Here is a 15664-nt window from a genome sequence, read left to right as displayed (position 1 = left end):
GGCCGATTCGTCCTGGACGAATCGGCCCGGCATCGGTGATTCGACTCGGAGAATGCACTCAGGGCTGTCCGGGCCGCAGTGACACGAACAGTCCCTCCGCGTCCGCGAGCAGGGTGTCGCCATCGCGTAGTTCCGCGGTCAGGTAACGTTTACGGCCCTCTTCCCGGTCGAACCTGGCGGCGAGGCGGAGTTCACGATCCAGCGGTGTGATGGCACGGTAGTTCACGTGAAGATACGCGGTGCGCGACCTGGTGCGCCCGCCCGCGTTCGCCAGTCGTCCGAGTACCTCGTCAAACACCAGCGGTATGGCTCCGCCGTGGACCGCTCCCCCGCCACCGAGATAGAAGCGACTGAAACTGACCCGGCCGTGCACGTTGTCGTCGTCGCCGTCCTCCACCACGAACGCAGGTGCCATCGACTGGCCGCGGCCGGGAACATCCAGATGACCGGCAACCGATTCGGAATACGGGACCTGGTAGGCCGACAGCAGTCGTTCGATCTCATCGATTCGTTTGGTCACCTCGATGATCTCCGATACCGGCGGATTCGATCCGGCCACCCGATCCTGCATTTTCCGCAGGGATTCGATCATCGCGGCGAAATGCTGCGTGCTATCGGCCGTGACCGCCACTTTCCAGGCGGATTCACCCGACAGGGGGCTGAGATCGTACGGATTACCGCTGTCCGTGTGCGACATGGAACGTCCCTTCGAGCGTGAGAGCGTTCGGCGACGAGCCGACCGGTCTCGATGGTCATCCACCTTCGGTTCGATCGATACCGCGACCTGCTCACGCGCGGCTGTCGACGCTCTATCCCCGGCGTCCCCGTTCGGAAACGTCCGAAGGACGCCGCAAGACTCGAGCCGACGATGCGGGGTCGATAACCGAAAGGATACTGCGCTCGGCCGATGGGCGACCGACGCGCACGACGAAGACCGCCTCCGCCGGCACGGCTGAGACGGTCCTGTCGTATGAAACCTGCGACTTCACTAAGAGCGCAACCGAATCGTCGGCTACCGCGACTTCCAGACGGGAGCGCGCTTCTCCGCGAAGGCGAGCGGGCCCTCCTTGGCGTCCTCGCTGCTCATCAGCCCTTGCCACTCGGCCTCCGAATGACCCCATCTGCGGTTCTCATCAGGTCGGTCGCCCGCCTCGATGCCAAGCGCGATCCGCTTGCTGGCCTGCACCGACAGCGGAGCGTTGACCGCGATCCGTTCAGCCAGCGTGAGCGCGGCCTCGACCGCGGTCCCTTCCGACACGACCTGGTTGATCAGCCCGTACTCCCGTGCGGTAGCCGCCGAGATCGGATCGCCGGTGAGGATCATCTCCATGGCAAGGCGCTGGGGTATCTGCGCGGGCAGTCGGAAAACTCCGCCTGCGCCCGCGAGCAATCCGCGCTTGACTTCGGGCAATCCAAAGGTGGCGCTCTCCGCCGCGACGATCAGATCGGCCGCGAGGGCGAGTTCGGTGCCGCCGCCGAGCGCGGTGCCGTTGACGGCCGCGATGGTCGGTTTGCTGACAACGTGCCGGACGAATCCAGCGAAGCCCCAATCCTCGTTGCCGGGGGCGAACACGCCCTCACCGCGCGAGATCGCCTTGAGATCCGCGCCGGCGCAGAAGGACTTGTCGCCGGAGCCGGTGATCACGATCACGCGGATCTCGGGGTCGTTCTCCGCCTCGACCAGTCCCGCGCCGACAGCCGCGCTGACCGACGCGTCGACCGCGTTGCGGGCCTCGGGGCGATTGATGGTGATCAGCAGGACGTTGCCCTTGCGCTCGACCAGCGCGCCGACCTGGGTTGACGCCGTCATGACCGCACCAACTCGAGAATCGTCGCGTTGGCCTGGCCGCCACCCTCGCACATTGTCTGCAGCCCGTAGCGAATGTCGTTGCGGCGCATGTGGAAGATCATGTCGGTCAGAATGCGGGCGCCCGAGCCACCGAGCGGGTGCCCCAGGGCGATGGCGCCGCCGTTGGGGTTCAGTTTGTCCTCCGGCGCGCCGATTTCCTTCTGCCAGGCCATCGGCACCGGCGCGAAGGCCTCGTTGACCTCGAAGACGCCGATATCGTCGACCGACAAGCCGGACCGTTCCAGTGCCTTCTCGGTGGCGGGAATCGGGGCACCGAGCATCATGACCGGATCAGCACCCGCCACGACAGCGGTATGGACCCGGGCGATGGGCGTCAGGCCGTGTTTCTGCGCGAACTCGTCACTGACGATCAGCAGTGCCGCGGCGCCATCGGAGATCTGAGAAGCGTTGCCTGCGTGGATGACACCGTCCTCCTTGAAAACCGTCTTCAGACCGGCCAACTTCTCGACGGTAGTGCCGCGACGAATACCTTCGTCCTTGGAGATCACGGTTCCGTCGGGCAGGGTGATGGGCACGATCTGCGCGTCGAACAGGCCCGCGTCCTGCGCCGCCGCGGCACGTTCGTGCGAGCGGGCGGAGAACGCGTCCACCTCGGCACGCGTCAGTGCCCACTTCTCGGCCATGATCTCGGCTCCCACACCCTGGTTGGGCGCGGCGTTGTAGCGTTCGGTGAATTTGGGGCTGATCGGGCTGCCACCCGCAGCCACCGACGCGGTCATCGGCACCCGTGACATCGACTCGACGCCACCGGCGACGACGGCTTCGTAATGACCGGCCAGCACACTGGCGACCGCGAAATTCAGTGACTGCTGCGATGATCCGCACTGCCGATCGACGGTGACACCGGGCACCGACTCCGGCCAACCTGCGGCCAGTACCGCGTTGCGCGCGATGTCGTGGGTCTGCTCGCCGACCTGCCCGACACAGCCCCAGATCACATCCTCGATCAGTTCGGGCGCGATGCCCGCCCGCGCGACCAGTTCCTGGAGTACCAGGGCCGACAGATCAACGGGGTGGATACCGGACAGTCCACCGCCGCGTTTTCCGACCGGGGTCCGGACGGCCTCGACAATTACTGCACCCATGGGGCTTTCCTTTCTACAGTCCGAGCGAGCGCCCGATGATTTCCTTCATGACCTGGGTAGAGCCGCCGTAGATCGTCTGGATCCGAGCATCGGCGTAGGCCTTGGCGATCGGATACTCCAGCATGTAGCCGTAGCCGCCGTGCATCTGTTGGCAGGCGTAGATCAGGCGCTGCTGCAATTCGGTGGTCCACCATTTGGCTTTCGCGGCGTCGGTGCCGTCGAGGGTGCCCGCGTTCAACGCGGTGATACACCGGTCGACGTAGACCTGCGCGAGATCGACCTCGGTCTCGAGTGTCGCCAGCTCGAACTTGTTCGCTTGGAAGGATCCGATCGGCGTGCCGAATGCCTTGCGGGACTTGACGTATTCGAGCGTCATGTCCAGCAGTGCTCGACACGAGGACACAGCGGTGACAGCGATGGAGAGGCGCTCCATCGGCAGGTTGTGCATCAGGTGCACGAACCCCTTGCCGACCTCGCCGATCACATTCGCCGAGGGAACCCGCACATTGTCGAAGTTCAACTCCGCGGTGTCCTGGGAGTGCAGGCCGAGCTTCTCGAGGTTGCGGCCGCGCGTGAAACCCTCCATACCGCGCTCGACGGCCAGCAGGGTGAACGCGCCGCTGGCCTTGGCCTCGGCATCGGTGCGCGCGACCACGATGACGAGGTCGGCGTGGATGCCCGACGAGATGAAGGTCTTCGAACCCGTCAGCACCCAGTGGTCGCCGTCCTTGTGCGCCGACGTCCGAATCCCTTGCAGGTCACTGCCCGCGCCGGGTTCGGTCATCGCGACCGCCACGATCAGTTCGCCGCGCGCGAACGCGGGCAGCCACCGGGCCTTCTGCTCAGCGTTGGTGAGCCCGAGCATGTAGGGGGCGATCACATCGTTCTGCAGGGTGAAAGCGGGGCCACCCGACGACGCCCGGGACACTTCCTCGGCGACGATGGCGTTGTAGCGGAAGTCGTCGGACATGCCGCCCCCGCCGAACTCCTCGGGAACTGAGAACCCGAGCACGCCGAACTTCGCGGCGTCGACGTAGAGTTGCTTGTCGATGATGCCGTCCTTCTCCCACTGCTCCTGGTGCGGAGTCGCGTAGCGGGCCAGGAACTCACGTACCGTTTCGCGGTACTGGTCGTGTTCGGTGTCGAAGATTTCTCGTTGCATCTTTGCTCTACCTTCCCGATGCGATTGCTGAGACCGATTCGGATTCCTCTATCTCCGAGACCATTTCGAGGAGTCGGCGGCGGTCCACCTTCAGCGAAACGCTCCTCGGCAGCTCCGCAACCGTGTAGATCCGCACCGGGATCTCGTAGGCGGTGAGCTGGTTGCGGCAGAATGCCTTGAGTTCGTCCTCGACGACCTTCGCCGTGCTGTCGCGCAGTTCGACGACCGCGACGGGCACCTTCCCGAGCCGTTCGTCGTCGCGGCCGTACACCGTGGCGTCCAGGATCGCGTCGTGGGCGCGCAGCGCCTCGGCGACCGTTTCGGGATGGACCTTGAACCCGCCTCTGATGATCGCGTCGTCGGCACGGCCGTCGATGTAGACGAATCCGTCCTCGTCCAGGTGGCCGAGATCCGAGGTGCGTACCCATTCGTGCTTGCCGTTGCCGGTCTGACTGGAGCTGACCTCGAGGCGGCCGGACTCACCGAGCGGTAGGATCGTGCCGTCCTCGGCGACCGCCCGGAGACTGACTCCTGGCATTTCCCGGCCCACGCTGCCGCGTTTCTTGGTCCACCACTGCGCGTGCATGGGCTTCGTCCATCCAGCGATGGCTCCCGAGAACTCGGTGGCTCCGTACATGATCAGCACAGGGATGCCGTACTTGGCGGTGAACTCGTCGGCGAGATCCGGGTTGACGAATGTCGTCCCAGCGGTGATCGCACGCAAGCTGGACAGATCCTCGGCTGGGATGTCGGCGCTGAGCACCGCCCGGATACCGGCGGGCGGTAACCCCGCGACCTTCGGTCGATGTTCCTTGACCGCGGCACACCAGCCCCCGACGGTGAAGCGTGGAAGCAGAACGAACGGCCTGGCTTCGGCGAGGTTCTGCAGTACCCCCCACAGCCCGCCGATATGCACGATCGGGAGAGTCACCAGCGCCACACGCCCGCTGAGCAGCTTCCGATCATCGGGGCCTGCCGCTCCGGTGTGTCCGTGCACGGCGGCGAGCGCCGCTTCCAACTGACGCCAGGTCAGTGGGATCCGCTTGGGCGGGCCGGTGGTGCCGGAGGTGAACATCTCCACACCGACCGCGTCGGTGGTCACACTGTCCGGCTCCGACCGGGCATTCATGGCGGGGGTTTCCTCGGTTGTCGCGACGACCTGCGAACCATCGACCGCGAATCCGATCATGCCGCCGACCACCGCCGCCGACCGGAACAACGGCTCGTTCCACATCGCCGAAGATGCGAGGACCGCGCTGGGACGCGCGCCCGTCATGTCGGCGGTCAGCCGAGCCACCGGCTGCATGGGGTTGAGGGTGATGACAGTCCGGCCCTGACCGAGTATCGCGATCAGTGCGGCGATCGACTCCATCCGGTTGTCGAGAACCACCCCGATTCTACTGCCCTCTCCGCACCCGGCCCCGGCGAGTTCGGTGTCCAGGGTTTCCGCGAGTGTCCGGACCTCACCCCAGGTGAACCAGGAATCGCCCTGCTGAATCATGGCAGCGTCGTCGTCGGCCTCCCACAGCCTCGCCAACGCTTCTCTGATACTCGTCATTCGTAACCTCCCACTCTTGCGGTAGCGGGCCACCGAGCCGGGACACGCCGGCCCCGGCCGTATCGATCGCCATGATCACGCAATCCGGAATCCCGGCTGTCGTATGCTCTATTCAGAAGATAGCTGACATGGTTAACTAGGTCAACATTCAAGGGAGTGACATAGTGGATTTCGCATTGAGCGCCGAGCAGGAAGATCTTGCCGCCAGCGAACGCGCCTGGCTGACCAAGCACGACCCCATCGCCGTGCTCCGGCCGACCATCGACGCAGGCCCGGCCCGAGTTCCCGATGCCGCCGTCGAACACGTCGTCGAGTCGGGACTGATCGGCCTGCTGACCGACGAAATGGGCGGAACCCATGTCGACCTCGCCGTGCTGGTCGAAGAACACGGCAGGGCCGCCAGCGCCGTGCCGCTGGCCGAGTTGGCCCTCGCCACCGCGCAACTCGACGAACTCGATCACCCGCTGACCGCACTCGCCGAGGCGAACGCGAACGGCGCGGCTTCGATTCCGCTCGTGCTCGCCCCGGCTGACAGCGCGGCTCTGGTCGCCGAGATCAAGGGCGCGCAACTGTCGATCAGCGGTGCGACCCGTCCCGCCACCGCGCTGCTGGACGCCACCGGATTCCTTGTCGCGGCGACTACTTCGAACGGAACCGAAGTTCTCGCCCACGTACCGGGCATCGGTGCGGGCGTGGGCATACGAACGCTGGAGACACTGGACCTCACGAGGTCCTGGTCTGTCCTCGACCTCGACCTCTCGGTGCCCGCAGAGGACTGGGTGGCCGTGCCGACCGGCACCGTGGCCTACCTCGAGGATGCACTGGCCTTCTATCGGAAGATGGACGCACTGGGTGCGGCCGAGCGTCTCGTGGAACAGACGGTCGAATACGCGGGCCAGCGCACCCAGTTCGGCCAGCCGATCGGCGCGTTCCAGGCCGTCAAACACCACTGCGCCGACATGGCACTGCAGACCGAAGCCGCGCGTGCGACACTCTGGGCCGCCGCCGTCGCACTCGACGGCGCCGATTCCGCTCGGCGCGCCACCGCGGTGTCGGCGGCCGCGGCGTACGCGGGTGAGGCGAGCAGCACGGTCGCCTCACTGGCGCTTCAGGTTCACGGCGGTATCGGATTCACTTGGGAACACGATCTGCACCTGCTGACGCGCCGGATCAAGGTGGACGAATTGCTGAACGGCTCGGTCAGCTGGCACCGTCGCAGGCTCGCTGACGCCTGAGCCGAGAGCCGTTCCCACCGGAGATTTTTCGAGCCCCATCCCAGCACCACACCACAGACGAGGCATCCGCGTATACCGCGGATGCCTCGTTTCCTGATTTCGAACCGGAGTGCCATGAAAGTCGATCTGCCCCTGTCCTCCCCGACCGGAGCGCTCGCCGACGTCGCGGCCATGGCCCGCGAGGCGGAGTCGAGCGGTTTCGACGGCGTCGCGTACAGCGAGGTCGTCTCGGATCCCCTGTTGCACCTGACCATCGCGGCCGGCGTGACCGAAAGAGTCGATTTGCTGACCAACATCGTGGTCGCGTTCGCCCGGTCGCCGATGACCCTGGCCGTCCAGGGCCGGGCCCTGCAGGACTACAGCGGCGGCCGACTCACCCTCGGGCTCGGCAGCCAGATCAAGCCGCACATCGAGCGACGATTCTCGATGACCTGGAGTTCACCTGCCCCCAGAATGGCAGAGTTCGTTTCCGCGATGCGCGCGATCTGGCACTCGTGGGCCACCGGCGACGTGCTCGACTTCCGGGGTGACTTCTACACCCACACGCTGATGACACCGATGTTCACGCCATCGAGCGACTTCCCCGCGCCGAAAGTGCTGCTGGCGGGGGTCGGCGCGAAGATGACCGAGACCGCGGGCCGAGTCGCGGACGGCCTACTGCTGCACCCGTTTTCGACGGACCGATACCTGCGCGAGGTGACACTGCCCGCGCTCGCGAAAGGGCGCGACAGCGACGCCGCCCCCACGCATGCCCCGGAGATCGTCAGTTCGGCGTTCGTCGCCACCGGCCACACCGAAGAGGAGATGAACGCGGCAATGGCGGCGGTACGACAGCAGATCGCCTTCTACGGCTCGACCCCGGCGTACCGGGTGGTGCTCGACCTGCACGGAATCGGCGAACTCGGCGAGGAACTGACGCGATTGTCCAAGAGCGATCGGGAAGACAAGTGGTCGGAGATGGGAGCACTCATCGATGACGACGTGCTCGCCCTGTTCGCCGTGACCGGCTCACCCGACGACGCCGCGGCGGCCTTGCGCGCCAGGGTCGGCGACGTGGTCACACGCTACGAGATCAACAACATCGGCGTCCGGACACCGAGCCTACAGATCGCGCTCGCCCACGCGCTGCGGCAGTCGGCGGCGACCTGAGCTGCCGCGAACCCGGGCTTGCGCAACGAACTCTCCCCGGCATCGCGGTGCGGCGCCGGGGAGAACCAAGAGTAGGACGGTCCGGCGACGTCAGCGCGGCATACCCAGCCCACGCTCGGCGATGATGTTGCGCATGATCTCCGAACTGCCGCCCGCGATCGTGTACGCACGTGCATAGAGGAATTCGTCCTGCCACCGCCCGTGGTCGACAGCGGCGGGGTCACCTTCGACCAGGACGCCCGCCTCACCGCTCAGTTCCAGCGCGAATCGCGAGATCTCCACGCCGAGTTCACTGAACATCAGCTTGGCCATGGGCGCGTCCTGCACTCGCTCGGTGCCGCGCGACCATCTGCTGATGTTGGCGTAGACCAGTGCGGACAGCGCCTCGACCGCCGCGCTGAGCCTGCCGAGCGTCTCCTGGACCGCGCCGTCCTCGATGGCCGGGCGGCCACCCCGGTCGACCCGCTTCGCCAGGTCGATGAGCGCGTCCACGTTCTGGCGCAACAGCACCACACTGGTGGCGACGCCGGTGCGTTCGTGCCCGAGACTCGAATTGGCGATCCCCCACCCGGCGCCGAGCTCGCCGATCAAGGCGTCCGCGGGCAGTTCGACACCGTCGAGGAATACCTCGTTGAAGTCCGATGTACCGGTCATCTCACGCAGCGGGCGCACGTCGATACCGGGCAGGGTCATATCGATGATGAAGGCGCTGATGCCCTTGTGCTTGGGCGCGTCCGAATCGGTGCGCGCCAGCAGATAGCCGTACTCGGCCCATTGTCCGTTGGTGGTCCACACTTTCTGGCCGCTGACCCGGAATCCGCCGTCCTCGGTGCGCACCGCCTTGGTCCGCAACGACGCCAGGTCACTGCCGGAGCTGGGCTCGCTGAACAGCTGGCACCAGGTGTCCTCGCCCGAGCGGATGCCCGGCAGGTAGCGCCGACGTTGTTCTTCGGTGCCGAAGTCGATCAGAGCGTAGGAGACCAGACCACCCGCGCCCGCGAAGTGCGGCGCTCTGGCCCTGGCGATCTCTTCCCCGACCACCACATCACGCTCGGTCGAGTGGGCACTGCCGCGACCGCCGTACTGCTCCGGCCAGTCACCGCCCAGGTATCCGGCGGCGTAGAGCCTTCCGATCCACTCGGTGATCAACGCATGCTCTGCCCGGTCCTCGGCGGTACGCACCCCGGCTTTCGGCGTGATCTTCGGCGCGTTGGCCTCGACGAATTCCCGTACCTCCAGCCGGAACCGCTCGAGTTCGGGGCTCATTCCGTAGTCCATCTCAGCTACTCCTTCTGCGGATGCCCGCGGCGACCCGACGGTCAGCGGACCTCGTACTTACGGGTGGGCGTCTCCGACCGGACGACCTGCGCCTGGCCGATCGGGTTGCCGATCACCGTGTACGCCATCGCGGTGGCCAGCGCGTGCGAGCGCCCGGTATCGCGCGATTCCCAGATCGCCCGGACGCTGCCCTGCACCGCGGCCGCGGGCTTCGCGGCGATGCGTTCGGCGAGTTCCTGCGCGCGGTCCCGCAGTCGCTCACGTGGTAGCACCTCGCTGACGAAGCCGATCTGATGCGCGCGTTCGGCCGACATTCGTTCGTCCAAACCGAGCAGAACCATACGCAGCACCTCGCCGATCGGAATGCGGTGCGCAAGTCCGATCGGCTCGAGCGCCGCGACCAAGCCGTAGGAGACATGTGGGTCGAAGAACTGCGCGTCGTCGCTCGAGAGGATGATGTCCGCTTCGTTGAGCCAGTACAGAGCGCCACCCGCGACCATCCCGTGCACCGCGCAGATCAGCGGCTTCCAGCAGCCGTTCTGCTTGGGCGACAGATCGACGCCGGGATCCTGCCTGCTGAACGGGTTCTCCGCAAGGAAGGTCCCCTCCTTCACATCCACGCCGGTGCAGAACGCGCGATCGCCGTTGGCCCGCAGCACGATCACGTGCACGTCGTCCTCGTCGTCGGCGAACCGCCACAGCGCCCTGAACTCCGCGCGCATCGCGTCGGTGAAGGAGTTCAACCGATCCGGCCGGTTGAGAGTGATGGTCAGGACATGCTCCTTCAACTCCGCGATGACCGTGGTCAAACCGTTCAGATCCATCGTTCCTCCTACAGTCGCCTGTGACATTTCCGAACTATACCTATATAACTAGGTCAATCATCTAATATTCGAATTGCGGGTCATCAGCGGGGGTCGACTACCGCTACGGTTCCGTACAAAACTGACTCAGTCATCCCGCACGCTCGTGTCATCTCTTGCCGCTGCGGACGACCGACCACTCCCGAAGGCCAGGAACCGACCATGTCACAAAGCCTGCTGTTCTCACCGTTGACGCTGCGCGGCGTCACGATCAAGAACCGTCTGTGGGTCGCGCCCATGGCCCAGTATTCCGCCACCGACCACGGTGTTCCGACCGACTGGCATCTCGCCCATCTCGGCGGTATGGCACGCGGAGGCGCCGGACTGGTGATGTCGGAGGCCACCGCGATACTGCCCGAGGGACGCATCTGCATCCCCGACGCGGGGATCTGGAGCGACGAACATGCCGAGGCGTGGTCCCGGATCACCCGGTTCATCGTCGCCCAGGGCGCGGTTCCCGCCATGCAACTCGCCCACGCGGGCCGCAAAGGCAGCACCCAGATCCCGACCGAGGGGCGCGACGCGATCGGCGAAGCCGAGGGCGGCTGGCGTACCGTGGCGCCCTCCGCGATCGCCTACCAGGGATTGCCGGTGCCGCACGCGCTGACTGTCGAGGAGATCGCGGACACCGTCGCGGCCTATGCCGCCGCCGCGCGGCGGGCCGTCGCCGCGGGTTTCCAGGTATTGGAAGTCCATGCCGCGCACGGCTATCTGCTCAACGAATTCCTGTCCCCACTCGGCAACGAACGTACAGACCGATACGGCGGCGATTTCACCGGCCGCACCCGCATCCTGCACGAGGTCGTCGCGGCCATACGCGCGGTTGTCCCCGAGTCGATGCCGCTGTTCGTGCGCCTATCGGCCACCGACTGGGCCGAGGGCGGGTGGACCATCGAGGACACCGTGCGGCTGTGCGCCGCGCTGGAGGGTACCGGCGTCGACATGATCGATATCTCCAGCGGCGGCATGGTCGCGCACCAGAAGATCACCGTCGGCCCCGGCTACCAGGTCCCGTTCGCGCGGGCAGCGCGCCAGGCCTGTTCCATCCCGGTGATCGCGGTCGGACTGATCACCGACTCCGGCCAGGCCGAACAGACCCTCGTCGACGGGGCGGCCGACGCGGTCATGTTCGGCAGACAACTGCTGCGGGACCCGCACTGGCCCTTCCGCGCCGCGGTCGAACTGAAGTCGGAGTTGCGCTGGCCCGGTCCCTATCGCTCGGCCCGATACCAGGGAAGCATCCCCTGATTCCCACCCGCGCCGCCAGGCGGGTCGTCGTACGACAACTCGTCGGCTGTGACGTGACCGCGGTCGAAGTCCAGTGTGTCCTTGGCTTCGCGACGCGGTCGAGGAGGCGCACTCGCTCACAGGGAGAGGGTGGCACCGAGTGGCGAGGCGGGTGTGAAAGTGACCGGTAACCCGATGAAACCATTGACCACGCCGATCGAGGGATACGGCTGCGTGACCCCCACAACATAGTCCGGCATCCGTCGCAGGACCTCTTCGAGCACGATCCGCGCTTCCGACCGCGCGAAGTGGGATCCGAGACAGCGATGGATTCCGAGACCGAACGACTGATGCCTGTTTGGGAAGCGGTCGAGGATCACCTCATCGGGGTCATCGAACACCTCGGGATCGAAGTTCGCCGACGACCAGGAGACGAAAACTCGTTCTCCCGCGCCTATTTCCTGATCGCCGACGACACACGGGCGGGTCGTCGTGCGCGCCAGTCCGGCGACCGGCGAGAAATACCGCAGGAACTCCTCGATCGCCTTCGGAAGTAGATCGGGGTTCGCACGTAGCAGATCGCGCTGTTCCGGATTCCGGTGCAGCCATTCCAGCGCGTTGCCGATCAGACTTCCCGTGGTGTCGACACCGCCGAAGATCACCAGCGTGATGATTTCCATCAGCCTGTCGTCCGGCAGCGTCGCTCCGTTGATCTGCGCCTGTACCAGATAGGAAATCAGATCGTCACCGGGTTCCGCACGACGGCTGGCGATGACTTCGGTGACCTGGCCGAGGATCGCCACGAGATTGCCCATGGCGCTGAGGTATTCGGGCGTTTCGGGTGCCGAATGAATGAGCGAGTGTGTCACGTCGGAAAAGACCTGCCAGCCATCGAGCGGCATACCCAACAGCGCCATGGTGAAAATGGCGGGCACCGGCGAGGCTATGTCGAGAATCAGGTCCCCGCGTCCGGACTCGATGATCGAGTCGATGCAGTAGGCCGTAGCCTCTCTGACGAACGGCTCCCACTTCTTCGCTTCCGCTGGTGAGAAATGACTGGACAGCAACTTCCGGTACTCGAAGAACTCCGGAGGATCCATTTCGATCGGAACCTGCCGCATCGGACTTACCGGAATAGTGGTTCCGTGATGAGCGCCATTGGGTAACCGGAAATAGGACGAAAAGGTCTCGTCGTCACGTACGACCTCTGCGACGTCGGAGTACCGACTCACCACCCAGTACCCGTCGTGCGCCTCGGTATGGGCGACGGGGCATCGATCACGTAGATCGGCATTGACCTGCCGCCAATTCCTGGCGTACTCGGATGAATGATGATCGAAAGACACGATATTCATGGGACCTCCAAGCGCTGCGATCCAGCGGTGCCGGAGCACATCAACGAATGATTTCGACAGCCTGTTCCGGGCAGGTCGTAGCTGCCATCTCCGCGGAAGCTATGTGTTCTTCCGGCACGATCACGTCCCTGACGGTCGCGTATCCGTGCTCATCCAGATCGAACAAACCGGGCAGAACCGCAGCACACAAGGCATGGCCCTGACAGCGCTGAGGGTCGACGGAGATCCTCACTCCCTCTCCTTCGTGAAACGGTGTAGACCACTGCGGATCGAGCGGTTGCAGCACGGACACGGCGGCGCGTCGGTCCGGCGCGTACCGCGCCGGACCGCCCAACCTCGCCGATGCAACCAGTGGCACTTTCGGCCTCCGAGCAGAGTTTCCTCAGTTGTCGCAGGCGACTACTCCAAGCGCGATCAGCTCGTCGATGCGCTCCTGCCCGACTCCGATCTCGCTCAGGACCGGGCGGGTATGTTGGCCGATAGTGCAGCCCGCGTCGGCCTTGGTCCGCGAGCGCGAGAAGCGGGTGAGCGGGGCGAGCCGCCGGTGCTCATCGAAGATCGGGCTGACCGCCGCGACACTGTATCCGGCCTCGAAGAAGGGGTCGGTTTGCAACGCCGATTCGGAGTTACGTTCGAGAATCGCGACGCACCCCACATCGGTGGCGGTGAGTTCGTCCTCCCACTGTTGCTTGTCCTTGTTCGCGAAAACCCCGGCGAGCACCTGCGCGAGGGCCTCGTCGTTATCGCGACGGTCCTGTGGAGAAGAGAAGCGCGGGTCCGAAGCCAGATCGGTATACGGCGCGAGCGCTTTGACCAGCGTCTCCCACTCGCTCGGCAGCGGGGCGGCGAGGAAGACCCAGCCGTCGGCGGCCTGATACATCCGGTAGAGCGCGTCGAGGCCGTAGAAATGCGCGTCCGCGGTGGCGATTTCCGGTCGCCCCTCGTAGCTGACGTTGTACGAGATCAGCGCTTGATGCACCGTGCCGAGCATGGTGGTGACCATGTTCGAGAGTTCGATTCCGTTGCGCTTGGCGTAAAGACCGACCAGCATCGCCGAGGCGACACCCAGTGCAGCGATACCGTCGGATTGCACGGCGGGCACCGCGCCTGCCGCGTGCAGGGTTCGTCCTCCTGCGCGCAGAGCGTCCATATCGCCGGGTGAGTTGGTGGCATCGCGGCCATCGACGGCCGACAGTCCGGTGGCCGCACCGATGGAAGGGGCATAGGCAGGCCGGGCGGCGTAAGGGCCGTCGACACCGTAGCCGGGGGTGCTCAGATATACGAGATCCGGATTGATCGCCTTGAGCGTTGCCTCATCGATCTTCGCCCTCGCCGCAGCCGCGCCGCGGAAGCACTGCAGCACGATATCGCTACGCTTGACCAGCTCGTAGACCAGTTCCAGTCCCGCGGGTGACGCGAGATCGATCGCGACGCTCTCCTTGCCCTGCAGCACCTTGGCGCCGCCGGCTTCGGGGAAGGCCACGAGGTTGCGGATATTGTCACCCTCGATCGGTTCGACTTTGATCACCCGCGCCCCGAGGTCTGCGAGCAGTGTCGCCCCATACGGTCCCGCGAACATCGTTCCGAATTCCAGCACCGTGACTCCGCGCAGCGGCAATTCCTCCGGCGCGGTAGCGACCGCCGCCGGTGCCTGCGCGGACGTCCCTAGGACGGCGCGGACCTCGGCGTCGTGCTGACCGGGAAGTGGGGCCGGACGCAGCGTCGTCAGCGGCTTGCCGTCCAGGTGGATGAGGGTGGACGGTTGGCGCACCGGACCGATCCCCGGGTTGTCGACGCTGACGACACGACCGTCGGCCAGCACCTGTGGGTGGTCCAATGCCTCGTCGGGCGTACGGAACGCCTCCGCGCTGATGTCGCGGTTGGTCTCGAAGACCTGTTGCCATTCCTCGAACGTCCGGGAGCCGACGCGTTCGAGCATCATCTCCCAGAATTCCGTCCGCAGTTCGGCGGTCGGAAGCATGGGGAACCCGGCCCATTTCGGGTCGGCCAACTCCTTCAGCAGATCGAGTTCGGTCAGCCACGCCTGCATCAATCGCGGCGCGGTCTGTGCGAACTGGAGCCAGCGACCGTCTTTGGTCGCCGCGATCAGCAGAGCGTAGATCAGGTACGCCTGCGGGCGGCCGTCGTCGTCGTAGGCGACGTCCATCGGACTGAAGGCGTCGGGGTATCGGTCGAGAACCATCTCGTAGAACCAGTTGTACGGATCCATCGCACCCATACCGGTCACCAGGTTCGACTCGACGACCTGCCCGCGGCCGCTCGACATTCGCTCGATCAACGCGGCGAGGATGCCCTGAACGGCGGCCTGCGACGCTCCGAACGACGCGTAGGGTGCGGTGACGAACGCCGGACCCGGGCGGGTGGTCAACTGGCGTTTCTCGAACATGACGCCGGTCTTGGCCATCACCAGAGCTTCCCAGCCCTTGTAGCCCTTCCACGGGCTGGTGCTCCCCCACCCCGTGATCGAGGCCCAGATCAGTCGCGGATACTTCTCGGCCACCGACTGCGCGGTCAAGCCGATCCGATCCGTCGAGGTCGGACGCATGGTCGTGATAAGTACGTCCGCTGTTCCCAGTAGGGCGCGCAGAGTCTCGAGGTCGGCGTCGGCGTGCAGGTCCAGGGTGACACTGCGTTTGCCGCGCAGCAGTCCGGGCCATCCCGCGTTATCGCGCAGGGCGCTGCCGCCGGGGGGCTCGACCATGATGACGTCTGCGCCGCAGTCCGCCAAGAACTGACTCGCCTGCGCGCCCGGCAGTGTGGTCGAGAGGTCGACGACCACCAGTCCCGCGAGGGGACCCGAACTCGTCTCGTGGTCCGGTCCTGTCGTCACAGTGAATTCCTTTCGTACAGAATGATCGGCA

At 65.6% G+C, this 15664-nt stretch carries 13 protein-coding genes; 3 read left to right on the top strand and 10 right to left on the bottom strand.

All coding sequences use genetic code 11. From position 1 onward, the window contains the following. Window positions 1–58: 58 nt before the first annotated feature. The 5 genes from DAT37_RS21830 to DAT37_RS21810 form a co-directional block, all read right to left on the bottom strand. Window positions 59–697 carry a hotdog domain-containing protein gene (locus tag DAT37_RS21830; protein WP_232839919.1) on the bottom strand — a complete coding sequence of 213 codons (639 nt, stop codon included), beginning with the start codon at window positions 695–697 and terminating at the stop codon, window positions 59–61. Between the two features lie 315 nt (window positions 698–1012). After that, window positions 1013–1810 (bottom strand): crotonase/enoyl-CoA hydratase family protein, encoded by a 798-nt coding sequence (locus tag DAT37_RS21825; protein ID WP_109526691.1) that lies wholly within the window; start codon window positions 1808–1810, stop codon window positions 1013–1015. Then, window positions 1807–2955, bottom strand: coding sequence for a thiolase family protein (locus DAT37_RS21820; RefSeq protein WP_109526690.1), 1149 nt, complete (start codon window positions 2953–2955; stop codon window positions 1807–1809). Before DAT37_RS21820 ends, DAT37_RS21825 begins: the two co-directional genes overlap by 4 nt. A 13-nt stretch (window positions 2956–2968) precedes the next feature. After that, a complete protein-coding gene (locus DAT37_RS21815; RefSeq protein ID WP_109526689.1) occupies window positions 2969–4117 on the bottom strand; it encodes an acyl-CoA dehydrogenase family protein in 1149 nt (382 codons plus the stop codon). Window positions 4118–4124: 7 nt separating this feature from the next. Beyond that, on the bottom strand, window positions 4125–5675 hold the full coding sequence (locus DAT37_RS21810) for a class I adenylate-forming enzyme family protein (RefSeq protein ID WP_109526688.1): 1551 nt from the start codon (window positions 5673–5675) through the stop codon (window positions 4125–4127). A 164-nt stretch (window positions 5676–5839) separates the two neighbouring features. On the opposite strand from DAT37_RS21810, the gene DAT37_RS21805 reads away from it, so the two are divergent. Both DAT37_RS21805 and DAT37_RS21800 read left to right on the top strand, forming a co-directional pair. Beyond that, window positions 5840–6910: an acyl-CoA dehydrogenase family protein gene (locus DAT37_RS21805; protein WP_109526687.1), complete on the top strand. Its 1071-nt coding sequence runs from the start codon at window positions 5840–5842 to the stop codon at window positions 6908–6910. Between the two features lie 114 nt (window positions 6911–7024). Next, window positions 7025–8059, top strand: coding sequence for a TIGR03617 family F420-dependent LLM class oxidoreductase (locus tag DAT37_RS21800; RefSeq protein ID WP_109526686.1), 1035 nt, complete (start codon window positions 7025–7027; stop codon window positions 8057–8059). Window positions 8060–8149: 90 nt separating this feature from the next. Here DAT37_RS21800 and DAT37_RS21795 read toward each other — a convergent pair whose 3' ends face one another. Continuing rightward, on the bottom strand, window positions 8150–9337 hold the full coding sequence (locus DAT37_RS21795) for an acyl-CoA dehydrogenase family protein (protein ID WP_109526685.1): 1188 nt from the start codon (window positions 9335–9337) through the stop codon (window positions 8150–8152). A 41-nt stretch (window positions 9338–9378) separates the two neighbouring features. Beyond that, complete coding sequence (locus tag DAT37_RS21790) at window positions 9379–10161, bottom strand: enoyl-CoA hydratase/isomerase family protein (protein ID WP_109526684.1); 783 nt, start codon at window positions 10159–10161, stop codon at window positions 9379–9381. Between the two features lie 201 nt (window positions 10162–10362). On the opposite strand from DAT37_RS21790, the gene DAT37_RS21785 reads away from it, so the two are divergent. Continuing rightward, window positions 10363–11448 (top strand): NADH:flavin oxidoreductase/NADH oxidase, encoded by a 1086-nt coding sequence (locus DAT37_RS21785; RefSeq protein ID WP_109526683.1) that lies wholly within the window; start codon window positions 10363–10365, stop codon window positions 11446–11448. Between the two features lie 116 nt (window positions 11449–11564). On the opposite strand, the gene DAT37_RS21780 is transcribed toward DAT37_RS21785, so the two are convergent. The 3 genes from DAT37_RS21780 to DAT37_RS21770 form a co-directional block, all read right to left on the bottom strand. Next, a complete protein-coding gene (locus tag DAT37_RS21780; RefSeq protein ID WP_232839918.1) occupies window positions 11565–12821 on the bottom strand; it encodes a cytochrome P450 in 1257 nt (418 codons plus the stop codon). Between the two features lies 1 nt (window position 12822). Further along, window positions 12823–13014, bottom strand: coding sequence for a ferredoxin (locus tag DAT37_RS21775; RefSeq protein ID WP_109526681.1), 192 nt, complete (start codon window positions 13012–13014; stop codon window positions 12823–12825). A 150-nt stretch (window positions 13015–13164) separates the two neighbouring features. Continuing rightward, a complete protein-coding gene (locus DAT37_RS21770; RefSeq protein WP_232839917.1) occupies window positions 13165–15633 on the bottom strand; it encodes a CaiB/BaiF CoA transferase family protein in 2469 nt (822 codons plus the stop codon). Window positions 15634–15664: the final 31 nt, after the last annotated feature.

Source organism: Nocardia aurea, assembly GCF_003123685.1.
Taxonomy (GTDB): domain Bacteria; phylum Actinomycetota; class Actinomycetes; order Mycobacteriales; family Mycobacteriaceae; genus Nocardia; species Nocardia aurea.
This window is presented reverse-complemented; position numbering and strand designations above follow the sequence as displayed.